This is a genomic window from Photobacterium sp. GB-56 (genome assembly GCF_003026105.1).
Lineage (GTDB): Bacteria > Pseudomonadota > Gammaproteobacteria > Enterobacterales > Vibrionaceae > Photobacterium.
In genome coordinates, this window is the sequence record NZ_PYNW01000010.1 from 13,364 (window position 1) to 40,270 (window position 26,907).

The 26,907-nt window shown below is 42.9% G+C and carries 27 protein-coding genes; 8 read left to right on the forward strand and 19 right to left on the reverse strand.

Annotated elements, in window-relative coordinates:
• Nucleotides 1-31: 31 nt before the first annotated feature.
• Nucleotides 32-631, reverse strand: a complete 600-nt coding sequence (locus C9J42_RS13945) for a LysE family translocator (RefSeq protein ID WP_107207509.1) — start codon at nt 629-631, stop codon at nt 32-34.
• A gap of 178 nt (nt 632-809) precedes the next feature.
• On the opposite strand from C9J42_RS13945, the gene C9J42_RS13950 reads away from it, so the two are divergent.
• The 4 genes from C9J42_RS13950 (at nt 810) to C9J42_RS13965 (ending at nt 4,525) form a co-directional block, all read left to right on the forward strand.
• The gene (locus C9J42_RS13950; protein WP_107260657.1) at nt 810-2,213 is read left to right on the forward strand and encodes a PLP-dependent aminotransferase family protein; all 1,404 of its coding nucleotides are present in this window, start codon (nt 810-812) and stop codon (nt 2,211-2,213) included.
• A 12-nt stretch (nt 2,214-2,225) separates the two neighbouring features.
• The gene (locus tag C9J42_RS13955; protein WP_107290821.1) at nt 2,226-3,197 is read left to right on the forward strand and encodes a hydrolase; all 972 of its coding nucleotides are present in this window, start codon (nt 2,226-2,228) and stop codon (nt 3,195-3,197) included.
• Between the two features lie 61 nt (nt 3,198-3,258).
• Nucleotides 3,259-3,474 (forward strand): YheU family protein, encoded by a 216-nt coding sequence (locus tag C9J42_RS13960; protein WP_005371799.1) that lies wholly within the window; start codon nt 3,259-3,261, stop codon nt 3,472-3,474.
• 181 nt (nt 3,475-3,655) lie between these two features.
• On the forward strand, nt 3,656-4,525 hold the full coding sequence (locus C9J42_RS13965; RefSeq protein WP_005371800.1) for a phosphoribulokinase: 870 nt from the start codon (nt 3,656-3,658) through the stop codon (nt 4,523-4,525).
• A gap of 69 nt (nt 4,526-4,594) precedes the next feature.
• Here C9J42_RS13965 and C9J42_RS13970 read toward each other — a convergent pair whose 3' ends face one another.
• The gene (locus C9J42_RS13970) at nt 4,595-4,999 is read right to left on the reverse strand and encodes an OsmC family protein (protein ID WP_107294663.1); all 405 of its coding nucleotides are present in this window, start codon (nt 4,997-4,999) and stop codon (nt 4,595-4,597) included.
• 379 nt (nt 5,000-5,378) lie between these two features.
• Between C9J42_RS13970 and crp the strand changes: the two genes are divergently transcribed.
• Both crp and C9J42_RS13980 read left to right on the forward strand, forming a co-directional pair.
• Nucleotides 5,379-6,011, forward strand: coding sequence for a cAMP-activated global transcriptional regulator CRP (gene crp / locus C9J42_RS13975; protein ID WP_005371802.1), 633 nt, complete (start codon nt 5,379-5,381; stop codon nt 6,009-6,011).
• 188 nt (nt 6,012-6,199) lie between these two features.
• Nucleotides 6,200-6,382 (forward strand): hypothetical protein, encoded by a 183-nt coding sequence (locus C9J42_RS13980; protein ID WP_008988108.1) that lies wholly within the window; start codon nt 6,200-6,202, stop codon nt 6,380-6,382.
• A gap of 53 nt (nt 6,383-6,435) precedes the next feature.
• Here the strand turns inward: C9J42_RS13980 and C9J42_RS13985 are convergent, their stop codons facing one another.
• The 8 genes from C9J42_RS13985 to rpe form a co-directional block, all read right to left on the reverse strand.
• Nucleotides 6,436-7,224, reverse strand: a complete 789-nt coding sequence (locus C9J42_RS13985; protein WP_107207505.1) for a DUF1338 domain-containing protein — start codon at nt 7,222-7,224, stop codon at nt 6,436-6,438.
• Between the two features lie 44 nt (nt 7,225-7,268).
• Complete coding sequence (gene astD, locus C9J42_RS13990) at nt 7,269-8,726, reverse strand: succinylglutamate-semialdehyde dehydrogenase (protein WP_107207504.1); 1,458 nt, start codon at nt 8,724-8,726, stop codon at nt 7,269-7,271.
• A gap of 29 nt (nt 8,727-8,755) precedes the next feature.
• Nucleotides 8,756-9,772: an arginine N-succinyltransferase gene (gene astA, locus C9J42_RS13995; RefSeq protein WP_107207503.1), complete on the reverse strand. Its 1,017-nt coding sequence runs from the start codon at nt 9,770-9,772 to the stop codon at nt 8,756-8,758.
• A 115-nt stretch (nt 9,773-9,887) separates the two neighbouring features.
• Nucleotides 9,888-11,108 carry an aspartate aminotransferase family protein gene (locus C9J42_RS14000; protein WP_105061097.1) on the reverse strand — a complete coding sequence of 407 codons (1,221 nt, stop codon included), beginning with the start codon at nt 11,106-11,108 and terminating at the stop codon, nt 9,888-9,890.
• A 328-nt stretch (nt 11,109-11,436) separates the two neighbouring features.
• Nucleotides 11,437-12,012: an aminodeoxychorismate/anthranilate synthase component II gene (locus C9J42_RS14005; protein ID WP_107207501.1), complete on the reverse strand. Its 576-nt coding sequence runs from the start codon at nt 12,010-12,012 to the stop codon at nt 11,437-11,439.
• A 113-nt stretch (nt 12,013-12,125) separates the two neighbouring features.
• Entirely contained in the window at nt 12,126-13,148 is a 1,023-nt protein-coding gene (trpS, locus tag C9J42_RS14010) for a tryptophan--tRNA ligase (protein WP_107247110.1), read from the reverse strand.
• A 91-nt stretch (nt 13,149-13,239) separates the two neighbouring features.
• Nucleotides 13,240-13,926, reverse strand: coding sequence for a phosphoglycolate phosphatase (locus C9J42_RS14015; protein ID WP_369918984.1), 687 nt, complete (start codon nt 13,924-13,926; stop codon nt 13,240-13,242).
• The gene (gene rpe / locus C9J42_RS14020; protein WP_105061101.1) at nt 13,926-14,600 is read right to left on the reverse strand and encodes a ribulose-phosphate 3-epimerase; all 675 of its coding nucleotides are present in this window, start codon (nt 14,598-14,600) and stop codon (nt 13,926-13,928) included. Before rpe ends, C9J42_RS14015 begins: the two co-directional genes overlap by 1 nt.
• A 178-nt stretch (nt 14,601-14,778) precedes the next feature.
• Here rpe and C9J42_RS14025 point away from each other — a divergent pair, with 178 nt between their 5' ends.
• On the forward strand, nt 14,779-14,985 hold the full coding sequence (locus C9J42_RS14025) for a DUF2970 domain-containing protein (RefSeq protein WP_107207498.1): 207 nt from the start codon (nt 14,779-14,781) through the stop codon (nt 14,983-14,985).
• Here C9J42_RS14025 and dam read toward each other — a convergent pair whose 3' ends face one another.
• The 9 genes from dam to pilM form a co-directional block, all read right to left on the reverse strand.
• On the reverse strand, nt 14,986-15,843 hold the full coding sequence (gene dam, locus C9J42_RS14030) for an adenine-specific DNA-methyltransferase (RefSeq protein ID WP_107207497.1): 858 nt from the start codon (nt 15,841-15,843) through the stop codon (nt 14,986-14,988). It abuts the gene before it with no gap.
• Nucleotides 15,844-15,957: 114 nt separating this feature from the next.
• Complete coding sequence (locus tag C9J42_RS14035) at nt 15,958-17,595, reverse strand: AAA family ATPase (protein WP_107302085.1); 1,638 nt, start codon at nt 17,593-17,595, stop codon at nt 15,958-15,960.
• Between the two features lie 13 nt (nt 17,596-17,608).
• Entirely contained in the window at nt 17,609-18,688 is a 1,080-nt protein-coding gene (aroB, locus tag C9J42_RS14040) for a 3-dehydroquinate synthase (RefSeq protein ID WP_045083869.1), read from the reverse strand.
• Between the two features lie 24 nt (nt 18,689-18,712).
• Nucleotides 18,713-19,231 (reverse strand): shikimate kinase AroK, encoded by a 519-nt coding sequence (gene aroK, locus C9J42_RS14045; RefSeq protein WP_105061105.1) that lies wholly within the window; start codon nt 19,229-19,231, stop codon nt 18,713-18,715.
• 386 nt (nt 19,232-19,617) lie between these two features.
• A complete protein-coding gene (locus C9J42_RS14050) occupies nt 19,618-21,324 on the reverse strand; it encodes a type IV pilus secretin PilQ (protein WP_107207522.1) in 1,707 nt (568 codons plus the stop codon).
• A gap of 31 nt (nt 21,325-21,355) precedes the next feature.
• Nucleotides 21,356-21,871 carry a pilus assembly protein PilP gene (locus tag C9J42_RS14055; RefSeq protein WP_107207495.1) on the reverse strand — a complete coding sequence of 172 codons (516 nt, stop codon included), beginning with the start codon at nt 21,869-21,871 and terminating at the stop codon, nt 21,356-21,358.
• Nucleotides 21,872-21,874: 3 nt separating this feature from the next.
• Nucleotides 21,875-22,489 (reverse strand): type 4a pilus biogenesis protein PilO, encoded by a 615-nt coding sequence (locus C9J42_RS14060; protein ID WP_107247105.1) that lies wholly within the window; start codon nt 22,487-22,489, stop codon nt 21,875-21,877.
• Nucleotide 22,490: 1 nt separating this feature from the next.
• Nucleotides 22,491-23,096 carry a PilN domain-containing protein gene (locus C9J42_RS14065; protein WP_107207493.1) on the reverse strand — a complete coding sequence of 202 codons (606 nt, stop codon included), beginning with the start codon at nt 23,094-23,096 and terminating at the stop codon, nt 22,491-22,493.
• On the reverse strand, nt 23,093-24,076 hold the full coding sequence (pilM, locus tag C9J42_RS14070; RefSeq protein WP_107207492.1) for a type IV pilus biogenesis protein PilM: 984 nt from the start codon (nt 24,074-24,076) through the stop codon (nt 23,093-23,095). The genes C9J42_RS14065 and pilM overlap by 4 nt, the downstream gene beginning before the upstream one ends.
• 148 nt (nt 24,077-24,224) lie before the next feature.
• On the opposite strand from pilM, the gene C9J42_RS14075 reads away from it, so the two are divergent.
• Nucleotides 24,225-26,873 (forward strand): penicillin-binding protein 1A, encoded by a 2,649-nt coding sequence (locus C9J42_RS14075; RefSeq protein WP_107247104.1) that lies wholly within the window; start codon nt 24,225-24,227, stop codon nt 26,871-26,873.
• The last annotated feature ends 34 nt before the right edge of the window (nt 26,874-26,907 follow it).

Consider the following 26,907-nt stretch of genomic DNA (forward strand, 5'->3'; position numbering starts at 1 on the left):
ATTTTCAGTTATCTAGAACAAAGGGCAACCACTACCAAATCATCATCACGCATGCTGCCGTTAGTGCTCCCATCGTCTGATTAAACCGAATCGTGCGACGTTCTGATGTTAGCCAATGACGTATCACCACTCCAGTTGCAGTCCATAGCGAAACGCAAACAAAACCCACCACGAAAAATACCGATACAATCATTAATATCGATAACCAATAGTGCTCCCCGCTAACGGCGAAGGTGCTTACTGCCGTTGCTGACATCATCCATGCTTTAGGATTAACGTATTGAAACAGAGCAGCAGAGAATACACTCATCGGTTTCGCCTTCACTGTTTGCTCTGTTTTACTCATGCTGCCAGCAGTGGCTATTTTCCATGCTAAATACAATAAGTACGCACACCCAACAACTTTTAATACCTCGTGAACCATAGGATAACGTTCAAAAATAATGCCGAGCCCTGCCGCCAGTAAACTGATCATGCTCGCCATACCCACACTGATCCCCGTAATATGCGGAACACTACGCCAATAACCAAAGTTTGCTCCAGAGGCGGTCACCATCATATTGTTAGGCCCCGGCGTGCCTGTCATTAATATGGCAAATAAAATAACTGAGATGATTGTTGATCCTTCCACACACTTTCCTTAATAAACGATAGAAATAAAACTATCCAGATCATCTCCCACGAAATTGTACCGATACAATTTTAGTTATTTCGCGACAACATAAAAAATCTCTGGCAATACGGTTGTTTTGTGCGCACAATTTAACCTAACAAGGGAAGTTATTAAGATCAAAGGATTTATTGTCACCATGACAATCGAGAAAAAGTTATTAAATATCCAACTTATCGCTAAAACTAAAGAACCACTTTATCGTCAAATTGCAGATGGAATTGCACGAGCTATCGAGCAAGGTGACATCGCAATTGGGGAGAAACTCCCCACACACCGCGCACTTGCCGATCAATTACAGGTTACCGTCGGTACAGTGACACGTGCTTATGCAGAAGCGGAACGACGTCATCTTGTCGAAGCACGTATTGGGGCTGGGACGTATGTCTGTGATAACAATAAAAACCATCACTGGATCTATCAATTAGAAGAGTTACAGACTGAAGAATGTAATTTCGGCTATAACATTCCTCCGCGATTTGATCGCAGTGAGATGATAAGCAAAGCGATGGCAAAAATTAGTGCTAATCCCTCGCAATTAAATGACATGATGTTGTATCAGCCACCACAAGGGATCGATAATCATCGTCATATCGTTTGCCAATGGTTAAATCAAAAAGGCATTAATGTTTCATCAGAGCAGATGTATTTCACCTCAGGCGCACAACATGCTGCGGAATTATTGCTGAGTATTTTCTGTCGTGCTGGTGATACCGTGTTAGTCGAACACTTTTGCTACCCCGGCTTTCTAACCCTTGCTCGTCAACATGGTATTACCCTAAAAAGTGTTGAGATGGATGAAGATGGGGTGATCCCTGCCAGTCTCGCATCGGCCTGTGAACTCTACCAACCACGGCTAATATATTTAACACCAACCCAGCAAAACCCAACTTCGGTAACAATGCCGCTCTCTCGTCGTGAAGAAGTGATTAGCGTGTGTCGTGAGCATAATGTGTTAATTGCGGAAGATGACGTCAACGGATTACTGCCGCCCTCACCGCCACCGCCTTTAATCAACCTAGCACCTGAACATGTAATCCACATCGGAGGGTTATCAAAATGCCTCGCACCAGGACTTCGCTTAGGTTACATCCAAGTGCCGAAACAGTGGCAGCAACATCTAAGTGCAGCACTCTATAACCACAGCTTAATGATCAGCCCACTGCTCTCTGCTATCGCTTGTGAATTAATTGTTCAAGGTGATGCCGATCGGGTATTAACGACCGTTCGTACTGAAATACAACAACGGCAATTATTGGTACAGCAATACCTTGGTGAGTTTGCCATTACAACCCAGACTTATAGTTTTCATGTTTGGCTGCAATTACCAGAAGACTGGCGCTTAAGTGATTTTATGGCGGCAACAACAGCCCGTGGAGTCATAGTTAAATCAGCAGAATTATTTACTCCTAGAGGTAATCATATTCAACCAGCAGTACGGCTCGCCATTAGCTCACCGCTAAACCAACAGCAATTGATCTTTGGCTTAAAAACCATTGCCGAGTTATTACGCCACCCCCCTTTATCCCATTTTTCGCTGTAACAGAGGATATTCATGTCTCAATTTACGCCAGCATCAGGGTTACAAAATCCACACATTCAAACCTTATTACCGCGATTTGTTCGTCGCCAGCCACTATTCACACCTGTGACGCAACGACTGACCACGCCTGATGATGACTTTCTTGATCTCGCTTGGACAGAAGCTCCTACCGACGATAGCAAACCATTAATGATCCTGTTTCATGGTTTAGAAGGTAGCTTCCATAGTCCGTATGCCAATGGACTATTATATGCTGCAAAACAACAAGGTTGGCTTGGGGTTATGATGCATTTTAGAGGCTGCAGCGGTGAGCTAAACCGTCAACCTAGAGGTTATCACTCAGGTGAAGTCAGTGATGCACGCTTTTTCATTACATGGTTACGTGAGCAATTCCCCCTACGGCCTTTTATCGCAGTGGGAGTATCCCTCGGCGGCAACATGCTGATTAACTACCTGGCAAAATATGGTGACGACAGTGATCTCGTTGCCGCTCAAGCGGTGTCTCCCCCATTAAATTTAGCCTCATGCTCGGCACGTATTCAACAAGGTTTTTCTAAGATCTATCAGCAATATCTACTCAACTCGATGAAGCGCACAATGGCAAAACGAATAACACTTCATCAAGATAAAATGCCTATCACCCACCAGCAATTAGCTGCGATAAATACGGTATGGCAATTTGATCAGCACATTACCGCACCTCTCCATGGCTTTATTGATGCTGACGATTATTATCAACGTTGTAGTGGCCTTCAACAGCTCAACTTGATCAGTACACCACTGCGGATTATCCATGCCAAAGACGATCCTTTCATGACCGAATCGGTGATCCCATCACAACCATTGCCGAGTAATATCGACTACAACTTATATGAAAAAGGTGGCCATGTTGGGTTCGTTAGTGGTTCTATTTTTAAACCGACGTTTTGGCTCGAACACAGCGTTCCAACATGGTTTAAAACCAAACTCACCACTCCTCAATAGGGCTAGTGATATTTTTATCATATACTGCGCCGTATCAGTAACGCAGTCGACGAGACATAAAATGATCATTCCTTGGCAAGATATCGCCCCAGAAACACTGACTAACCTGATTGAACAATTTGTGCTACGTGAAGGCACTGATTACGGTGAAGTTGAAATGAGCTTAGAAAACAAAGTGAATTATGTGATGCAGCAACTGAAATCCGGTGATGCTGTGATTGTATTTTCTGAATTGCATGAATCTGTCGACATAAAATTACGCAATCAGTTGCAATAAGTTTTATTAATGTGAGTCGTGCCCAGAGAGTTACGACTCAAAACTTGCCTCCGCTAGCAGTTTCACTTTTCAATCCCGACATCCCTGTTAACTTGTAGTAGCATTGTTGCCCGATCAGGTAATTTTATTATTGCCTGCTTTCTCATTTATCTTTCGATAATCAACAACGACAAGGTTAGTCATGTCTGCAAAACATCCTATTATTGCAGTTACTGGTTCATCAGGAGCAGGAACCACGACGACTTCTGAAGCATTCCGAAAGATGTTCAATATGATGAACATTAATGCGGCATGGCTAGAAGGCGATAGCTTCCATCGCTATACCCGCCCTGAAATGGACACTGAGATCCGCAAAGCTAAAGAGCAAGGTCGACATATCAGCTATTTTGGCTCAGAAGCCAATGACTTTGCCCAATTAGAGCAATTTTTCAAACAATATGGTGAAGATGGCACTGGCCGCTTTCGCCGTTATCTACACACATTTGACGAAGCCGTACCCTACAACCAAATGCCCGGAACGTTTACTCCGTGGCAACAGTTAGCAGAAAACACTGATTTACTCTTTTATGAAGGCTTACATGGTGGGGTTGTCGATGGCGAGATCCATGTCGCACAGCATGTTGATCTTCTTATTGGCATGGTACCCATTGTTAACTTGGAGTGGATCCAAAAAATTGTTCGTGACACGAGAGATCGAGGGCACTCTCGCGAAGCGGTGATGGAGTCAATCGTTCGCTCCATGGACGATTACTTAAATTATTTAACTCCGCAATTTTCACGCACACATATCAACTTTCAACGTGTACCAACCGTTGATACCTCAAACCCGGTGAGTGCCAAAGGGATCCCAAGCTTAGATGAAAGCTTTGTTGTGATCCGATTTCGCGGTTTAAATAATGTCGATTTTCCGTATTTACTTTCCATGATCCAAGGCTCATTTATGTCACGTCATAACACGCTTGTCGTCCCTGGTGGAAAAATGAGTTTTGCAATGGAATTGATCATGCGCCCCCTTATCGAGAAACTGATTAATACCGGGAAAATCAGTTAAGTTTGCACAAACGAAAATAAATAGAAAAAAGGTTGGCACAAACACCAACCTTTTTCATCTCAATCATTATTAAGCAGTGATGATTTCATACGAATGAGTCAACTTAACCTTTTCAGCAATCATCAAGCATACAGAGCAATATTTCTCTAAAGAATCAGCAATAGTGTTAGCCACTAAGGTTTCATTTAAATCAAAACCTGAAACAATAAAATGCAAATTGGCTGCGGTAAATAAACGTGGCGCTTGCTCTCGACGCTCAGCTGAAATAAGAACCTCACAACCCACAATATTTTGCGCTTGGGATTGTAAACCACTGACAACATCTACCGAGCTACACCCTCCCGCCGCCATTAATACCAATTCCATTGGACTTGGAGCTTTATCCCCTCCATTACCATCCATGACTACACTATGACCGGAGCTAGATTGACCTAAAAAAGTCATATCTTCTACCCATTTTACTCGGGACTGCATCGCTTAATCCTTATTCAAACGCCCAATAATTGTCTCTAGTCTTATTGATTAAATAATGAATGTAAATCCTAATTCTCCGCCTTAATAACAACTTTTTTCCTCTCTAAAAATCGTCGTAATAATCATTACTTATCGCACCACTTAAAATTATCTCGCCGCATTGTGATCCTGTGCACAGTTATCCATATGAAATGAACGAATCTACTAGATCAATATCAAGAAAAAGGCGCAGAAAAAGGATACACTCTAACTTATTCAAGTTAGCTTGCAGCCCAGCGGCTGAATGGATACCCTATCAGTAGGCAGTTTTTTTTCTCGTGATAAAAGTTAGAAAAGAAACCAATGCTGTTGGGCAACAAATGCAGAGGAAGTTAGTAATATGGTTCCAGGTAAACCGCAAACAGATCCAACTTTAGAGTGGTTTCTTTCCCATTGTCATATTCACAAGTACCCATCGAAAAGTACGCTGATCCACGCAGGTGAGAAAGCAGAAACGTTGTACTACATTGTGAAGGGTTCTGTTGCTGTACTAATCAAGGATGAAGAAGGTAAGGAAATGATCCTTTCTTACCTAAACCAAGGTGACTTTATTGGTGAGCTTGGCTTATTCGAAGAAGATCAAGAGCGTACTGCTTGGGTTCGTGCGAAAAGTCCTTGTGAAGTAGCAGAAATTTCATTCAAAAAATTCCGTCAGTTAATTCAGGTTAACCCTGATATTCTGATGCGCTTATCTGCTCAAATGGCAAGTCGCCTACAAGTGACAAGCCAGAAAGTAGGTGATTTGGCATTCTTAGATGTTACAGGTCGTATCGCACAGACATTGCTAAATCTTGCAAAACAACCAGATGCAATGACGCACCCTGATGGCATGCAGATTAAGATCACTCGTCAAGAAATCGGTCAAATTGTTGGCTGTTCTCGTGAAACAGTGGGTCGTATTCTGAAAATGCTTGAAGAGCAGAACCTAATCTCTGCTCACGGTAAGACGATTGTTGTTTACGGTACGCGTTAATTTTTAACGTCTTTAACCGTACGAAAAAAGCCGCACACTGTTGCGGCTTTTTTATTTCTTATTGATTAATAATCCCCCCATAAATACCTTTAAAAAGTGTGTCATTAATGCCATTAATTAACTTGTATTGCTCAAATTAAATGCTAAATTCAAGCAATGAATGGACTTCATCTTTTTTTGGTTTTTATATGGATATTGAACGTTTTGCCCCGAATAGCTACACCACGGTACCTGGCGCTATCGCTCCTCAACCTACAACTATTGAGATGACAGGCTTTAGTGACCGTCGTTGTTATTTAGAACAGCAAACAGGTTTACGTCGCTGTCCTGTTGAAGACAGTGGTATTTGGGGATCTCCCCTCGATAATTAACAGATTAAAAAAAGCAGCCAATTGGCTGCTTTTTATTGCATTGTTTACACTGTTCAAGAGTTATAAGTACTTTCAAAGATCTTATCTGCCGAAGCTTCTACAAACCCGGTATAAATCTCACCATCTGGCTGTAAATAACGTTTAGCAAACTCATAAAATCCGCCAGAGACCAACATCTCACCATCAGAAAACGTGACCATGACTTTATCAGCCATGGTTGCTGATTGCTCTAACATCACAGTAGGATCGCCTTTTACCGCACCTCCCGCCTGATTAATGTCAAAACCACTTGATTCGAGAAAATGGTTCACTTCAGAAATTTCATTAAATTGCTCAAGCTGATTAATATCAACAGTAAAATGATTAGCACCAAAACCATGCGCTGCCACCCACCCTGCATATTCACTTTCTGCATTTAAAAACTGATAACTATCACGGCTTAATTGCCATGGTTTACCTTGAGAAAGAAAAGCAGGATCAGCAAAATAAGCATCATCAACTTGATCGACAAGCTGACGTACTTCTGTTTGTAACTCTGTTGAACATAATCCTAATTGCAGTTCACTAATAAATACTTTAGGCGCAGCAGGATCGGGATGTTCAAAGTGCTCTGCATATAACTTTTTCGCTTTGAAATGATATCGACCTTTGGGTTTATAACCTACCGCAATAAAAGGGGCCGCTAATCTTGCTAAACCACATTTCGGTAGTGCAAAAGTACGCAACGCAATATGATCATTTCTAAGTGGCGCATCTTCGGTAAGTAATTGCCGAATATTCAGCGCTGAAGGGCATAATCGCTGAGTATAATCTTGCCATAACGCGGTAAATAATTGTTCCATGCTGCACAATCCTTACTGTAAGTAATACAGTGAACCTATTAGTCTCAGAGTGAAATCCCCGGAGATAACTGCTCAGGTAAGCATGTTGCCTCACCTTCCATTGATGCCATTGGGTAAGCACAATAATCAGCAGCGTAGTAAGCACTTGGGCGTAAATTACCAGATGCTCCTGGGCCACCAAACGGTGCATCTCCACTCGCTCCCGTTAACTGGCGATTACGATTTACAATCCCCGCGCGAATATGATCAATAAAATATTGCCATTCACTATCATCGGTTGATACAAGCCCGGCTGATAAGCCATAACGGGTGTCGTTCGCAAGACACACGGCTTGAGCAAGATCTTGATAACGCACTACCTGCAATAATGGGCCAAAGTATTCTTCATCGGGTAAATTTTCGATATTCGTAACATCAACGATCCCAGGTGTAACCACCGCTCCCTGTCCGCGCTTTGCCTCTACCAATACTTCGCCACCAAGCGATACTAATTGTCGTTGAGTTTGCACAATATTGTCTGCGGCTTGACGGGAGATTTGAGGCCCCATAAACGGCGCAGGCTCGGCAAATGGTCCATCGACCACAATCGCTTTGGTTGCTTCCACTAAAGCTGCCAACAACGCATCCCCTTCGCTACCCAAGGGTAAGTATAGTCGGCGAGCACAAGTACACCGTTGTCCTGCGCTGATAAAAGCAGATTGTAAAATGGTATAAACGGTAGCATTGAGATCACCATAAGCATTGGAGATTACCATCGGGTTATTCCCCCCCATTTCTAATGCCAGCATCTTGCCCGGTTGACCTGCAAATTGGCGATGTAGAATATGCCCAGTATTGGCACTGCCCGTAAATAATAAACCATCAATATCTTTTGAAGCGGCGAGTGCCTCTCCAGTTGGGCGAGCTCCCTGCACAAGATTAATAACCCCATCAGGTAATCCGGCTTGTTGCCAGAGTTTCATTACAACTTCAGCCGTTTTAGGCGTTAATTCAGAAGGTTTGAATACCACCGTATTACCTGCAAGCAATGCAGGTACGATGTGGCCATTGGGTAAATGACCGGGGAAATTATAAGGCCCAAATACAGCCATCACCCCTAATGGTCGATGACGTACAACTGCTGTGGTACCTGCGATATCTTTCTCGCGTTGGCCTGTCCGTTCATGATAAGCACGTAAAGAAATCGCCACTTTCCCCACCATTGCTCCTGCTTCTGTTCGCGTCTCCCATAACGGTTTACCCGTTTCTTCTGCTATCGTAATGGCAATATTTTCACTATTGGCTTTCACCAACTCAGCAAATTTTTCCACGATGGTTTGGCGCTCAACAAGGGAAGTATGACGCCATTGAAGTAATGCTTCACGCGCGGCATTCACCGCTTGCGAGACTTGCTCACTTGTCGCGGCTCGGCCTTGCCAAATCACTTCATCAGTAAAGGGGTTGAGCGATGCCATCTCATCACCTAAACCATCAACCCATTGACCCGCAATCCATTGACTCATACTTTTCTCCCCTCTTTATATTCGTAGTTTTACAGCTCAATAAAGCGCACAGGCTCACCGGTATTAACCATGAGAGTATCAGCGACCTCTTGCGTCATAACCACGGTTTGCGCTTTATCATTGATTTCCAGTGGGCTCGCAACCGCACGAAAATCAGTAAATGATGTATTCGCCACTAGGCACTGCTGTTCACTTTGATGATCGTTAATTTCAACGATATAACGCTTTGAGTGGCGAACCGTTTCAACATTACGTACATCACATTCAACCGTCGGGCCTGCATCAAAAATATCGACATAACCACGGCATGAAAAACCTTCATTTTCTAGCAAACGTAATGCAGGACGCGTGTTGTCATGAACTTGACCTATGACCGCTTGGGCTTCTTTGCTCAGTAAATTGACGTATATCGGAAGTTTAGGCATTAAGTCCGCAATAAAGCCTTTTGCTCCGATCCCCGTTAGATAGTCAGCATGAATAAAATCAATCGAGAAAAAGTTATCTTTTAGCCATTGCCAAAAAGGTGAGTTCCCTTCTGCATCGGAAACACCGCGCATTTCAGCAAATACCACATCGGCGAAACGATGACGATGCTCTGCCATCATTAAAAAGCGCGCTTTAGACAATAGACGACCATTTAAACCTTCACGCCATGGTGTACGTAAAAATAACGTGCAAAGCTCGGTATCTCCGGTGTAGTGATTACCTAATGTCAGTAACTGTACGGTATTGTGTACCCCTAATCGACGCGAGGCATGAACCACAGTACTTAGATGATAGTTATAAAAAGGGGCTTCTAAGCCAATCGCCGCTTCAATGGCTGTAGTGCCTGCTATCTCGCCGGTATCTGTATCTTCAGCGACCATCAGGTAGCCTTCATCCTCTGGGCGAACGACATGTTTGGCAAAGCTGCGCTCTGAATGAGCAATGCGGTTACGAAGCATTTCTTCGTTAACAGGTAATGAAGTAAAACCATGACCTGATTCTTCAGCGCACTGCATGAGTGCAGAATAATCATCAGCGATGATAGGACGAATAACCAGCATCGACTTCCCTCCTGATGCAGGTAGTGACTATTGTCACTAACTAGATGGATAACAATAAGTCTTATAAGATAACTGGCAGTCATTCCTCAACTGCCAGCAGCAATGCAAAGTAGAATTACTCGGCGTTATAGAGTGTTGCGATAGCGCGTTCTAGACGAGCCATACCTTCATCCACATCGGCTTTTTCAATCACTAGCGATGGCGTAAAGCGCACAACACTCGTACCAGCAACTAGCATCATTAAGCCTTCTTTGCCAGCTTGAACAAGAATGTCACGTGCACGACCTTGCCACTCTTCTGTGAGAGACGCTCCCAGCAATAAACCTTTACCGCGGATCTCAGCAAAAATTGGGTATTTAGCATTAATCGCTGTCAGCCCTTCACGGAACCACTGTTCACGCTCTTTCACGCCAGCTAGAACATCGGGTTTACTCACTTCATTAATTACCGCTTCTGCGACAGCGCATGCTAACGGATTACCGCCATACGTTGAACCATGAGTACCGACTTTTAAATGTTCTGCTAATGCTGTTGTGGTAAGCATTGCGCCAATTGGGAAACCACCACCCAGTGACTTAGCCGTCGTTAAAATATCAGGTGTTACACCTAAGCCTTGATAGGCATAAAAATCACCGGTACGACCATTGCCAGTTTGGACTTCATCAAATATCAATAGGGCTTGGTGCTTATCACATAACTCACGCACGCCCTGAACAAACTCAACGCTCGGGCTAACCAAACCACCTTCACCTTGCAATGGCTCCATCATCACCGCACAAGTTCGCTCAGACATAATCTCAGCTAAAGCTGATAAGTCATTATAAGGAATATGCGTTACCGCTTGAGGTTTAGGGCCAAAACCATCTGAGTAAGCTTCTTGCCCACCAACAGTAACGGTGAAAAAAGTACGACCGTGAAAACCTTGATGAAAGGCAATAATTTGATCTTTTTCAGCACTAAACTTATCGACCGCATAACGGCGAGCCAATTTCAGTGCCGCTTCGTTAGCTTCAGCTCCCGAGTTAGCAAAAAAGACTTTGTCAGCAAAACATAACTCAGTGAGTTTTTTCGCTAAACGCAATGCAGGTTCATTAGTTAACACATTACTTAAATGCCATAACTTATCGGCTTGATCTTTTAATGCATTAACCATAATTGGATGGCAATGACCCAGACAACTCACCGCAATTCCACCGGCAAAATCGACATATTCACGATCATGTTGATCCCATACTCGCGCACCACTGCCACGTACTGGGATCTCAGCCATAGGTGAATAACAAGGTACCATTACCTCATCAAATAAATTACGTTCTACTCTTTGCTCTGTAGTCATCACATTATCCTTCTGTGTATAACGCTATAATCATAGTATTTACATTTTATTAACCTTTGCCAATAGCAGAATATTTTTTTTGCTCTTTGGCAACGATGCTTTTTTTAATAAAACTGACATAGTTATGCGTTATCTCGGCAAGTTTATTAACCAACAAAGACAAAAAGGTGTGTTTCCTATCAGGAAATGAATAGCACAGAGAAATATGCTAGTGAATAGCTTTGCAATTTCAACAAATGAGAGTTGGAAATATAAAAATAGAAGATGTGTGGTTGATATCGCGATTTTAAGACAGGAATATAATAAAAATCGCGATTTAATTCGAAATCTAGCGCTTAAGAAAGTTGGCTAATAAGGCGTGCCCTTGCTCCGTTAGAATACTCTCGGGATGAAATTGCACCCCTTCTAACGGCAATGTTTTATGAGCGATCCCCATAATTTCATCAAGTTCCCCTTCACGCTCAGTCCATGCTGTAATGTTAAAGCAATCTGGCAGCGTATCTTGTTTAACGACTAAGGAATGATAACGAGTCACTGTTAATGGATTATTTAACCCTTCAAACACACTGGTATTATTATGCTTGATCGGAGAGGTTTTACCATGCATCACTTGCCTTGCTCGTACCACATCCCCACCAAAAGCTTGTGCTAACGATTGATGACCTAAGCACACACCTAAAATAGGCAATTTACCTGCGAAGTATTCAATGGCTTGTAGTGATATACCCGCTTCATTTGGGGTACAAGGTCCAGGAGAGATGACTAAATGGGTGGGTGCTAGCGACTCAATACCTGCGAGATCAATCTCATCATTACGGACAACCTTAACCTCAGCGCCTAACTCACAAAAGTATTGATACAGGTTATAAGTAAATGAATCATAGTTATCAATAATTAACAGCATATATCTACAGCGACCTTTTCTATTCTGCGCCCTATTGTGCAACACATCACTAGAAACGCAAACCATAAAAAAAGCAGAGCAAATGCCCTGCTTAATCTATCTATCGTTACTCGTTAGTAAGGGCGAGCAACAAAGCCTACCGCTTGGTATGCTTTTTTCAGTACTTCAGCCGCACGTGCAGAGGCTTTTTCAGCACCTTGCTTCATTACGCTATCAAGGTAAGCACGATCAGCACGAATACGATGGTATTCTGCTTGTACTGGCTCAAGCATAGCAACTAATGCTTCACCAACATCTTTCTTAAATGGGCCATACATTTCAACGCCTGCATATTGTGCTTCAATTTCAGCATACGTCTTACCTGTTGCGCCTGAATACAGACCCATTAGGTTTGAGATCCCTGCTTTGTTCTCGGTATCAAATGCAATGCGTGGTGGTGTTTCTGCATCAGTTTGTGCTTTGTTAACCTTCTTAAGAATCGATTTTGGATCTTCCAACAAAGTGATCACGTTCTTACGGTTATCATCAGACTTCGACATTTTCTTAGTCGCGTCTTGTAGGCTCATGACACGCGCACCAACCGATGGAATGTACGGCTCAGGAATTTGGAAAATTGGACTTTCTTCTGTGCCATACAAATTATTAAAACGTGTAGCAATATCACGAGCTAACTCTAAGTGCTGCTTCTGATCGCTACCTACAGGTACTTGATGTGCGCCATATAATAAAATATCAGCTGCCATCAATACTGGGTAACCGAATAAGCCCACGTTTACATCATTCGCATGACGCGCTGATTTGTCTTTAAACTGCGTCATACGACTTAGCTCACCCATTTGGGTGTAACAGTTTAATAACCAGCCTAGTTGAGCATGCTCCGGCACATGTGACTGAACAAATAACGTGCTCTTTTGTGGATCAACACCCACCGCTAAACAAATCGCTAATGCATCTAATGTTGCTTCATGCAGCGCTTTAGGATCTTGACGTACTGTAATGGCATGCAAATCAACCACACAGTATTGGCAATCGTAATCGTCTTGCATCTGTTCCCACTGACGCAGCGCACCTAGGTAGTTACCAATACTTAATTCACCAGAAGGCTGTACGCCACTTAATACAATGGGTTTACTCATGATCAGACAATCCTGTTAGTTTCTTATTCATAGAAAAGCGAGAGGCATACTCCCGCTTTTTACTTTGTTAGCCAGTGTACACTGGAATGTACTAGTCGCCTAGTTTAACCACATTTGCTAATTGCTTGAAGTGATCGCACACAACATCAGGTGCACTCTCTGCAATAGGCTGACCGTAGTTATAGCCGTAGGTTAAACCCAACGAATGACATGTTGCAGCCTTTGCTGCCAAGATATCATTGCGAGAATCACCCACCATTAACATCTCAGACGCGGCAATATTGTGTTTTTCCATTAACCAATGCAGTGCATAAGGATCTGGTTTTTTCAGTGGGAAAGTATCGCCACCAATCACATCAACAAAATACTCGCTGATGCCATGCTCTTCAAGTAAATGCGGGACAAATTGCGACGGTTTATTGGTTACAATCGCCATTGACATACCCGCTTGATGAAATGCAGCGAGTGTCGCTTTTACATCTGCATACAATGCACTTTTTACATGACCGCCAAGCTCGTAGTAGTGATCAAATAATTGGCGAGCTTCTTTTTGCAGCTCTGGATCAATCGTTGGATCGACATCAACACTTCGACTTAATGCGCGACCAATTAAAATATCAGCACCATTACCGATCCAAGTGGTAACTTGCTCTACGGTCACGCCTTCTCGTCCAAGGTGACGCATCGTTTTATCAGCAGCATCCGCTAAATCAGGTACGCTATCGAGTAATGTGCCATCTAAATCAAACGCTATAAACTTGATGTTTTCAAATACCATTAGCATTTAGCCTCAGCTAATTCTGCGCGCATTTTGTCTATCGCGACTTTATAATCAGGTTCATTAAAAATGGCAGAGCCCGCGACAAACATATCTGCGCCAGCAGCTGCAATTTCTCGAATATTATCAACTTTGACGCCACCATCAATTTCAAGACGAATATCACGGCCTGATGCATCAATACGTTTACGAACTTCACGTAGTTTATCAAGTGTTGCTGGAATAAAAGATTGACCACCAAAACCTGGATTCACTGACATCAATAAAATCATATCGACTTTATCCATAATGTAATCAAGGTGGTGGAGTGGCGTTGCCGGATTAAAAACCACACCCGCTTTACAACCATGTTCTTTGATCAGTTGTAAAGTACGGTCAACATGATCTGACGCTTCAACATGAAACGTGATCATCGTTGCGCCAGCTTTAGCAAAATCAGGAATAATGCGATCCACCGGTTTTACCATTAAATGCACATCAATCGGTGCGGTAATACCGTAGTCACGAAGAGCCTTACAGATAGGCGCACCAAACGTTAAATTAGGCACGTAATGATTATCCATAACATCAAAGTGAATAACGTCTGCACCCGCAGCTAACACCTTGTCAACATCTTCACCCAAACGTGCAAAATCAGCCGATAAGATAGATGGAGCAATCAAGAAGTCCTTCATGTACTTGCCTCTCTTCGATACACAAAACCTGATACTTGGAAAACCAAGCTCAATAAATTGCCATAATTCTACCCGAACCGTGAAATATTGTCCCAATGGATTTATTTATTACTTCAGTTGATCAAAATGATGAGACAAGCCACTACACTCAGTAAAAAGGGGAAGAAGAAGAGGCTAGATGAATATAGCTAAGTCAAAGAAAAGCACACCATTACAAGTTATTGTGAGTGTGTTAGCGGCGTTATTTGGCGTTCAATCAGATAATAATCGGCAGCATGATTTTAAACAATCAAGCCCATGGTCATTTATTGTTGCGGGGATTGTAGTTATTGGCGCAATGATTATGGCAATCATTGCCGTTGCGCAATGGGCAACGGCGATCTAATTATTCTTCTTCAGAAGCAAACGCGGGCGCCTGCTCTGTGCTTGAAACAGAGAATAAAGCTAACAGCTCATCGACCTTATTGCGCCCACTACCATTGCGGCTAATGGTACGTTTTACTTTAACCACAGAAAGATCTGCTCCTGTGTATAAACGACGCGTTAGTGCTGTATCGTGGTTAGAAATCAACACCGCTATATCTCGCTCTGCTGCCGCTTTTTCTGCAACGTCAGCAAGGGTGGCCTGATCATCTAAGCTAAAGCCATTACCAGAATAAGAGGTAAAGTTAGCCGTGCTAGATAATGGCGCATAAGGCGGATCGCAGTACACCACACACCCTTTTCTCGCGCGTGAAAATGTTTGGAGATAACCTTCACAGACAAACGTAGCTCGTTTTGCTTTTTCCGAGAAATAATACATTTCAGCTTCAGGGAAATAAGGTTTTTTATACGAGCCGAACGGCACATTGAAGCCACCTTTTTTGTTATAACGACATAAGCCGTTAAAACCATGGCGGTTCATGTATAAGAAATACAATGAGCGTAAATACGGATCATCACTCGCATTAAATTCTTCACGAATTTTCAAATACGCTTCTTTATTATTGTATTCAGGCGTGAAAAGTTTACGTGCATCTTCAATATAGCGTTCAGGCTCATGCTTGAGGATGTTATAAAGATTGATCAGATCAGGGTTGATATCGGCCAATAAGTAATGGTCGTAATCGGTATTAAGAAAAACCGACCCCGCCCCAACAAAAGGCTCAACCAATTTACGCGCAGGCGGTAGATGTCGTTTAATATCCTCAACGAGAGAGTATTTACCCCCAGCCCATTTTAGGAATGCACGATGCTTTTTCATTAAGCTAAACCCACCAACACTAGCAATATTGTCACGAAAGGTCGCGGATTGTACCTCATTTCTACCCTCTACCGATACCAATTCACGTAAATAACTGCCCTCACAGCTTTATTTTCAACGTTCTATTTCTTGTTGAATTTTTCGATATGATTTAGGCCACGGGCTTAACGCTTTTAATTGCTTCGGTAAGGCTTTTATTGCCGAGCGTGCCCGAGTCGCTGTTGTGTAATCACCCGAAATTACAATAAACCATATTTTGTCGTCTCGACGTGTTTTATAAATACGAGCAGAAGACTGGATTTTATTCTTTTCAACAAAGGCTTTAGTTTCATTCCAACTCATTGAAGCTGACAATTGAATAGCATAATGCCTTTTATTTATCGCGAGTATAGAGGCCGTATTAGCAAGCTTAATCGGCGTTTGAACAGCCCCCTCTTTTTTCGGCAGTCGCGGTTTACTATCTGACTTTGCAATCATTGTCGTTGCAGAGAGCTTTAGTTTGGGCTCTGTTATCTTAACAGCAGATGCAGGTAAAGCGCTTGAATCATGTGACTTAATACTAGTCGCTGACGTGCTTTGGGCTTTTACGTCAGTCTCATCTTCGAGTGTTACCGCATTGCCTGTAGTGGCTTGCTGACGAGTCTGTGTCGCTACACCATCAGATATAACAGGCTCACTTTGAGCAGGTACGTCTAGCACCTCTTGGGTAAATTCTTTGGCAGCACTTTCGCCTGTACCACCAACACGTTGCTCATCAAGTATCGCATCAATCAGTGGTGATGGTACAACTACCCGTTGCGCTTCATTTTCAGCACGTCCCACCGTCAGCCCTTCACTATGGATCTCTGTTGGTAATGGCGTTTCATCAATAACAATACCACTACCTGTACTCTCGATGGTATCGGCCACAATAGGCTCAGCCTTAGATGCAAGAAAAGTCTCACCAGACGTAACTTTTGTTGTCTTTGTGCCTTGTAATGCCTTAAATCCAAACCATCCCACAATGCTGATACACACTATGGCAATCAACCCTATTAACAGTTGCGCCGGGGGTAAACGTCGTGATCCTTGACTCATCGCAGTCACGTCCTGTTGTGGTAATTGTTGTAATGCACCAGGGCGAGGTTCAACTCTAGCTAATCGTGACTTAATGTCTCGTCGATGCTGACTTCCGAGTTGCTCATCATTGAGTAACATCTCGCTAAACTGACTAATTTCATTAGGGCTTAACTCACTAATGTCTAACTCAAGTAAGGCCGGCCCTATTGTACGAACAATATCGCCGAATGGCTGAGTGATGGCATTAGGATCAGCAAAGAGCAATACATTAATTTGCCAACCAGAATGCATTTCTGTTTGACGAACCAGTGCCCATAATTCAGCAAGTAATTCAGGCGCTAAAAAGTGTGCATTATCAATAATAATAACGAAGTTGATCTTTTCAGGCAGTAAATGCTCAGCACTTTGACTTAACGAATCTTGCTCGTTAAACATTGGGGTTGAATGAAATTGTTGCAGTAGCAGTGTTCGTTGTTGCAGCAGTGTTTGATCATCTGTGCACGTCAGCAATGCTTGTTCAGCATGTTGGGCATAGTTTTCGAGGTATTGATGTGCAAGCCATGTTTTTCCTGAGCCCTGCGTACCATTCAATAAAATAAGATGAGAGCTAAATCGAGTAATAAATTGTACTCGAGAGAGCAACTGGATCTGGCTATCCAGATCCAAGTTTTTTGCCTCTAGTGTGCTACGCATGAATAACCACGACTTAGTGATTAATCACATCCCGCAATACTTCATGTGTCACGTTAGACACGACTTCAGCACTGCCAATGGATGTCGGTAGAACCAATCGTAGCTGGCCTGATAATACCTTTTTATCGCGCATCATGTGCTTAATAAAATCATCGAAGCCCATTGTTTCAGGTGCGATTACCGGTAGCTTTGCTCGCTCATGCAGTCGAATAATTCGCGCTACATCGTCATCACTAATAAGGCCTTGTATTGCCGCAGTTTTAGCCGCTAGTACTGTGCCTGCCGACACCGCTTCGCCGTGCAGCCAGTTACCATAGCCCATCTCTGCTTCAATCGCATGACCAAATGTATGACCGAGATTAAGTAAAGCTCGTACACCTGATTCTTTTTCATCAGCCGCAACAACATCTGCCTTAATTTGACAACAACGTGCAATGGCATAACACAATGCATCGTTATCGAGTGCTTGTAAGCGTTCAATGTTGTCTTCTAACCAGACAAAAAAGTCGTGATCGGCAATAATGCCATACTTGATCACTTCAGCCATTCCCGCTGCAAACTCACGTTCAGGTAGGGTTTGTAAGCAGTGATTATCAATCACTACCGCTTTGGGCTGATAAAAAGCGCCTATCATATTTTTACCCAATGGGTGATTCACTGCGGTTTTGCCGCCAACAGATGAGTCCACTTGAGAAAGTAATGTTGTAGGTACTTGAATAAAATCTACGCCACGTTGATAACTTGCAGCAGCAAAGCCCACGACATCACCAATGACGCCGCCACCGAGCGCTACAATCACAACATCACGACCATAATTACCATCAAGTAAGAAAGTCATGATTTGATTAAAAGTCTCTAACGTTTTGTATTGTTCACCATCAGGGAGAGAAAGTAATGCCACTTGGCACTCTAATGAACTGATGGTTTCCATTACCTGCTGTGCATACAGCGGGGCAACAGTTTCGTTACTGACCACTACCACCCGCTTTCCCGCAGGAATCGCAGATGCAAACAACGCCGAGTTGCAAAACAACTCGGCGCCAATTGAAATAGGGTAGCTTCTGTCATCTAAATTGACATTGATCCGTTCCATGGTCAGCTTCTCTCTTTTTGTTGATTAACGCTCTTCTAGCATTTTGATGATTTGGTTCGCCACTACCTTCGCACTTTGATCATCAGTGCGAACAACGTAGTCAGCGACTTCTTCATATAATGGATTGCGCTCTTCTGCAAGTGCTTCCAGCACTTCACGAGGCGTATCAGTTTGAAGTAGAGGACGCTTTTTATCGCGTTGAGTTCGAGCAAGTTGCTTCTCGATAGTCGTCTCTAGATAAACTACGATACCACGTGCAGAAAGGCGATTACGGTTCTCTTTAGTTTTAACAGAACCACCACCTGTTGCCAGAACAATGCCTTGCTCTTGTGTTAGATCGTCGATAACGGCTTCTTCGCGAACACGGAACCCGTCTTCACCTTCCACATCAAAGACCCAACTAATATCAGCACCTGTACGTTCTTCAATAACTGTATCTGAGTCAAAGAATTCCATATGCAGCTGCTGTGCAAGGTGTCTACCAATAGTGCTTTTGCCGGCACCCATTGGGCCGACCAAGAAAATATTTCGTTTTTCAGCCATTTTTAGCAATTTTACGCGCGGTTAATAAAACGACACCACCCGCAGGCTCTATTTAATTAATAAGCCCGAGGCGCCAAGTTCCTCACATATAATTCGTGATAAGACAGAAAATTATCTCAGGACTGATAGCTACATTGCAAGCGCTAGTCACTCCTAATCAGTATTTTATTATGCCTGTCCTACCCAAAGAGGTCGCCATAATGGCTCAGCAGCGGTCTAAGGTCAATCGTAATAACCTTGTAATTCCGCTATTGCTGAGCATGAATATGGCAAAATAATAATTATATAGTCCAAAAAAACAACGGATGGAACTAATTTAATAAGGATCCATCCGCTGCTATAACAGTGTAGCTAAATTTTTAAGGTTTGTTGATTACCAGTAAAGACTACTGAATAACAATTTTAGGTGTCACAAAGATAAGTAATTCACGCTTACCCATTTGTTCCATTTTATGACGGAATAATGCACCTAATACTGGAATATCACCCAATAACGGTACTTTACGTGTCACGTTGGTCATACTGTGTTGGTAAATACCGCCTAAAACCACTGTCTCGCCATTATTTACCAGTACTTGAGTACCAATACGCTGAGTATCAATAGAAATCGCAGTGCCCGTACCGGTAGGGACATCTTCACCCTTGTTATCTTGAGTCACTTCAAGATCTAACACGAGTTTATCATCCGGTGTAATTTGTGGTGTAACCATTAAGCTCAGTACTGCTTTTTTAAACGATACCGATGTTGCACCACTGGATGACGCTTCTAAATACGGAATTTCTGTACCTTGCTCGATATACGCCGTCTTCTTATTAGTGGTCATCAAACGAGGACTAGAGATAATTTCTGCTTTATTTTCAGTCTGTAAGGCCGATAGCTCTAAATCAAGTAAGATATTACCTAACTTTGCAACCTGGAACGCTATTGAAGCGGCACCAGCGCCAGCACCTAGATTAACGTTAAGAAAATCATCAACGCTTGCATCTTCACCCAATAGGCCAGAGCTTGCTAAGTTACCTTCAATTGAACCGCCAACAGTGGTATCGCCATTCACTTTCGAGACCCCCCAACGCACACCAAGCTCATCAATATCACCTTCATTAATGGTGACAATACGCGCTTCGATTTGTACCTGCTTAACCGGAATATCAAGTGATGACACAATATCTTTGATACTACGAATATTATCAGGGGTATCTTTGATGATAAGTGCATTGGTACGCTCATCAACATGCAATGAACCACGTTCAGAGAGCATCCCAACACCATCAGTACTGCCGCTTAAAAGCTCTGCAATGTCCGTTGCTTTCGCATAGTTCACTTGAATCAAATCAGAACGCAGGCTCAACAACTCTTGTTGCTTACGCTTCGCTTCCATTACCTGATGTTCGCTTGCTGTAAGTTCCGCTTTAGGGGCAACCAATAACACAGAACCACGCACTCGCTTATCTAAGTCTTTTGATTGCAGAATAATATCTAACACTTGCGGCCAAGGTACATCATCAAGACGTAGCGTGACATTACCACTAACCGAATCCGAGACAACCAAGTTAAAGTCGTTATAATCAGCAATTAGCTGCAGAACATTACGCACAGGGATATCTTGGAAGTTAATTGAAATCGGCTTGCCTTTGTAATTGATCTTGGCGTTAGAGCTGGTGCCTTTTACCGCTTTTTTCACACGCTTTTCAATGATCACTTCAAGACGCTTACCACGAAGATTGTAATCATAATCGTAACTGCCTTTCATAGTGAAAATTAAGCGCGCACCGTTCGATACACGCATAGTTTCTATACTATTAACAACCGTTGCAAAATCAACGACATCAAGCGTATAAATCATGTCATCTTTAAGTACAGTATCAAAAATATCTAACTGCAGTTTGTTACCATTACGACGTAAATCAACTAACGACTGCGGCTTATCTAAACGAACGGTTAATACCCCTCGTCCTTTTCCATCACGACGAAAATCAATAGCTTGAATCTGATTATCAATCATTCCAGCTGCAGGTATAGCAGCAACACTCGGAAAAGCTAATACCCCACAGCATAACAGCCAAAGTGTTGCTAGATACTGGCGGCTTAACATCCACACATTCCCTTTCATAACTTATCCTTGATTACTGCTGAACTAGCGCCAGTTTAGTCGGTCGTTTAAGCCAACATCCTTTGCCATCTGGTAATGTTTCTTCGATTTCAATTACTTTGTCGCTAACTGTAAGTACCTTACCGCGATTAAGACCAATATATTGACCGGGCTTAATTTTCATCAAGTCGCCTTCAGGTGTAAAAACTAGTCCCCAAAGTTGCTTTTTGTTTCCAATTGCCCCTTTCATTGAGAGTTTTTCTAACGCAAAGTTTTCAAGTTTACTGAGTTGACGATCAAGTTGTGGTTGCCAACACTCGCCCGTCTCTTTCTTGGCCAGCAACTGCTCTGGAATTGGTTTAACAAACGGTACTCGTTTGCTGGTCATTACAAACTTTTCAGCCTCAAAGACAAAAGGCTCAGGCAAAGGCTTAACTCGCGCCTTTGCTTCGTTATGGGTCGTTGCGATAAACTCTGCGACAGAATCATCATTGGCCTGACACCCTACTAAACCAATAACAATAGGTAATAACCACACTACTTTTTTCATAGCTTAGCCCTCATCACTATTGTTCTTTTCTTGGCTTGGTGTCTTGAAACGATAGGTCGTTGCAGAGACTTTCAAAGACAAGGTTTCATCAGGCTGACCTAACGGCTTAACGCGACTTAACTCAGCATTGTTTAAGTTCACAATACGAGGCAAGCGCGCAATAGCTTCCGCAAACTTACCAATTTGCTCGTAATTCCCCGTCAACTGCATATTGATAGGTAATTCGTAATATAACTCGTGCTCAACTCTGGGTGCCCATTTGATTGATTGAAACACCAAACCATTGTTGACACCGATATCATTAATTCCCGCGAGCAAACTCGCAAGTTCTTGCTCTTCCGGCAACTGCTCAATCATTTCATTGTAACGACGGTTTAATTCTGCAACTTGCTCTTTAACCCGAGGCAGTGCAGCGACTTGTGAAGCTCGACTGACTAGCTGGGACTTAAGGGTCTGCTCTTTTTGTTTCATTTGCTCAAGCTGATCATTTTTAGGGCTAACCCAATACCAATAACCAAACGCGCTTAACGCCACAGCCAAGACCGTTGCCACAATACATTGAGGCAGCAAAGGCCATTCAGTGATTTCATCTAATTCAAGTTCTTGCCAATCAGCCATATCACTTCCCCTTATTAATGTCTTTTTTTGCGACTTTATTTACTTTTGGTTGCGCAAAAGAAGGCACAGTTAAATCAAAAGAAGCATTGAACTGAGAAAGCTGTTCAGACTGACTACCTTTGGTTGTCACCAATGAATGCATATCAACATTAATGAACCATTTAGATTGCTCTGCCCCACCCAGTAATGCGGCTAAGTGACCGTTAGAATCCCCCACCCCTTTAATGCCGACTCGTTGTGAGTTCAAATTTAATGATTCAAGATAGACACCGCCAGGTACAACATTCGGTAATTGATTCAATAACTGCGTTGCGCGATTACGTGATTGTTGAATATCAGCAATCACGTTTAGCCTCAGCTGAATCGCTTTACGCTGCTCTTCTAACTTAGGTAGAAAGGCTAATCGTTTTTCGAGTAAATCAATTTCCTGTTGAAATTGGTCATTACGGGCTTGTTGCTGTTGTTGCTGCAAATCTAGGTATTGAACTACCCCATAATTCGCTAAAAACGCAACCAACACCGCAGAAGCCATAAGCCCAATAAAACGCTGTTTATGTTGCTTACGACGTTCTTCACGCCATGGCAGAAGGTTTAATTTATCGATCATGCCATCCCCCGTAACGCTAATCCGGTCGCGACAGCATATTGACTCGACATATCACTCGGTAATGTCACTTTCTTCGGCTGGCTAAAATGTTCAAACGGTTTGATCCAAACAACCTCTAGTCCCACTAACTGCTTTAATAGCGCATCTGAAATCAAGGACTGACAACCACCAGCAAGCCATAACCCTTTAATGCTACAGCGAGGATGTGTTGAGTTATAAAGCTGGATTTGGCGTTTTAATTGTTCAGCAAATTGCTCGGTAAAACGCTCAACAGTATTCTCTTCTTCAGCCTCTTGTTGATATGGTGAATCCTCAAATTGACTAGTACCAAAGCGAATTTCACGGTGGTAAGCATTGCTACCTTCCGGTTTCATGCAAAATTCTGTGTGGCATTTACCGACATCAACCAGTCCCCACTGCGTATACTGGCTGCCTATCTCAGCTAAATATTCGGTTAGCCATAACAATGCGTTGGTCTGTAATTCAACGACTTTTGGTTTAAAGCCAACTTTCTTTAAAACAGTAACGCGGCTATCGATGGTTTCTTTACGAGAAGCAAAGACTTGATATGGTGCTGTAGTGGCAGCTTCTGAGAAGCGTTCACTCACCATAGGGAAGTAATCAAACCACAACTCTTCGACAGGAAAAGGGGACGCAGCGCCCAATGCTTGGACGATAGCAAACTCAGCCTCATCTTCATTGAGACTGGTATCGAGTTGAACAACTTTGCTGATAACAGCACTATCAGGTAAGGCTAAAGTAACGTTTTTGGCTTGCCACGGCAGTTGTTTCTTTAATTGACGTATTGCTGACAACAGCGCTGTCGCATTTACATTATGCTGTTCATTGATTACCGATTTGGTTAATTCAACTTCAGCGTATGCAGCCAATTCAAACTGATCTTTTTTCTGCTGTAGCGCCACAGCTTTTATGCTATGGCTACCAATATCTACCCCAATACTTAATGGGTTCCGAAACATCCGTGTTATGCTCCCATGTGGCGAAAAAACAAACTATTTCGAATAAACACCATCAACGGCATTAATTTTCTTTTTGTTATCTTTATACTAGTAATTAAAAGATAATGGATAATGACAATTAGCACGATGGCGTAACGGGAAATCTCAAGTGAAGTTCATAAAGCGATTACTAATACTTGCATTAATTTGCATAATTCTTGGAGTTGGTACTATTTTTGGCTTTTACCTGTATGTAAAGCCTGACCTTCCAGATGTAGCAACGTTAAAAAATGTCGAGCTGCAAACACCGATGCAGGTGTATAGCGAAGATGGTAAACTGATCTCACAGTTTGGTGAAAAGCGACGTATACCTCTTAAATTAGATCAAATTCCTCTTCTCATGCAGGAAGCTTTTATTGCGACAGAAGACAGTCGTTTTTATGAGCACCCAGGCGTCGATCCTATCGGTATTGCCCGTGCAGCTTTTGTCGTCTTGACATCAGGCTCTGCTCGTCAAGGGGCCAGTACTATTACTCAACAGCTCGCACGAAATTTCTTCTTATCCAATCAGAAGACAATCATGCGTAAAATCAAAGAAGCTTTCATTGCTATTCATATTGAAAAGCTACTGACTAAAGATCAAATTCTTGATCTCTATTTAAACAAAATTTACCTCGGCTATCGCGCTTATGGTGTAGGTGCAGCAGCGCAAGTCTATTTCGGTAAAACCGTTGATCAACTAACGTTATCTGAAATTGCAGTTATTGCGGGCCTGCCAAAAGCGCCATCCACAATGAACCCAATTTATTCCATTGACCGAGCAACAACTCGTCGTAATGTTGTTTTAGGACGTATGCTTGAAGAGGGCTACATCACCAAAGCACAAATGGATGCTGCGCGCGCTGAACCTATAGTCTCTCACTATCATGGCGCAGAAATTCAACTTTACGCACCTTATGTTGCAGAGCGTGCTCGTGCATGGATGGTGGATCGCTATGGTCCGGCTGCGTATGAAAAAGGCATGAAGGTATATACGACCATCAATAGCAAACTTCAGCTTGATGCCCAGCAAGCCGCAGTAAACAACCTGCTAAGTTATGACCAACGCCATGGTTACCGTGGTCCTACAGCGGTTCTTTGGAAGCCAGGACAGCCGGCATTAAATGCCAATCAAATTGTAAATAAACTTCAAAATCAGCCTATCTATGGCAAACTTATCCCTGCTGTCGTAACGAAAGTTGATGGTAAAACCGCAGCTATCGTGACTAAAAATGGTGATATTGCCACTATCGATTGGAATGGTATGAAATGGGCTCGCAAATTCCTTTCTGACTCAAGTCAGGGTCCCGCTCCCCAAAAAGCCAGCGACATTCTTACTGCAGGTCAACAAATTTGGGTTCAACATAACCAAAATGTTGTGAGTGATAAAACAGGCGGTGCTACAGTCACGACGAATCAATGGCTACTTAGCCAAGTTCCTGCAGCAAATACGTCTTTTGTTGCAATGTCACCCGAAAATGGTGCCGTGTTAGCAATGGTCGGTGGTTTTAACTACACCCGAAGTAAATTCAACCGTGCAACGCAATCTATTCGTCAGGTAGGCTCAGGTATTAAGCCATTTATTTACTCTGCTGCAATAGAGAAAGGCTTAACCCTCGCAACTCTCATTAATGATGCGCCAATTACTAAATGGGATAAATGGCAAGGTACGGCATGGCGCCCTAAAAATGCTGATGGTAAATATGGTGGTCCTACCCGTGCTCGTATCGGCTTGGCTCGCTCAATTAACGTAATGGCAATTCGTGCACTACGTATTGCTGGGCTAGATTTCACCATTGATTATCTTACTCGTTTTGGTTTCAAGCGTGCAGATTTACCTCGCGCAGAGCCTATTGCGCTTGGTGCTGGTAGTTTAACGCCACTGGAACTTGTACAAGGTTACTCTGTATTTGCTAATGGTGGTTATGCTGTTGAACCGTTCTTAATTAACAAGGTTGATAACAATGATGACCAGTTAATTTACTACGCTGATCCTGCCATTGTTTGTAACGATGCATGCCAAGCTAAAAATCCACAAGCGAAGATGCAAGTGGCAATGGCAACTGCTGTTGAAGATCATAAATTCGATCAATCAACAGATACCACAGCATCTACTACGGCAACTACTACGGCAACTAAAACAGTAACTACCACAGCGCCGACTGAAACAGAAAAACCAACGCCGGCAGATCTTGAAAAAGTAATATCTATGCCACCCGTTCGCTACGCACCAGAGGTGATCAGCGAGCAAAATGCGTTCCTTGTACGTGAAATGCTCAACAGTAACATTTGGGGTGAGCCAGGGCATCTATATGGGACAGGCTGGCGTGCAAGAGTACTAAAACGTCATGATATTGGTGGTAAAACAGGTACAACCAATAACGCGAAGGATGCATGGTACACAGGTTATGGCCCAAATATTGTGGCAACGACTTGGGTTGGCTTTGATGATCATCGCCGTGAATTAGGTCGCACTAGCTGGAATAATAATCTGGGTAAGAACCAAACAATCGGTGGTGAGTTCGGTGGTAATGCTGCACAACCGGCATGGATTAACTTTATGCGTCAGGCGTTGAAAAATACCCCTGAACAAGAAAAGCAAATTCCAAGTGATATTGTAAAAGTGCGTATTGACCGTGCAACAGGTCAGCTTTCAAACCGTAATGATGCAAGCTCAATGTATGAGTATTTCATTAAAGGTACTGAGCCGACACGCTCTGTACAGCAAGCGGTATCAGAGCAAAAATTTGATACAGAAACGGCTGAAGAGTTGTTCTAAACGCTGTTACATATATAAAAAGAGCGCTCATTGA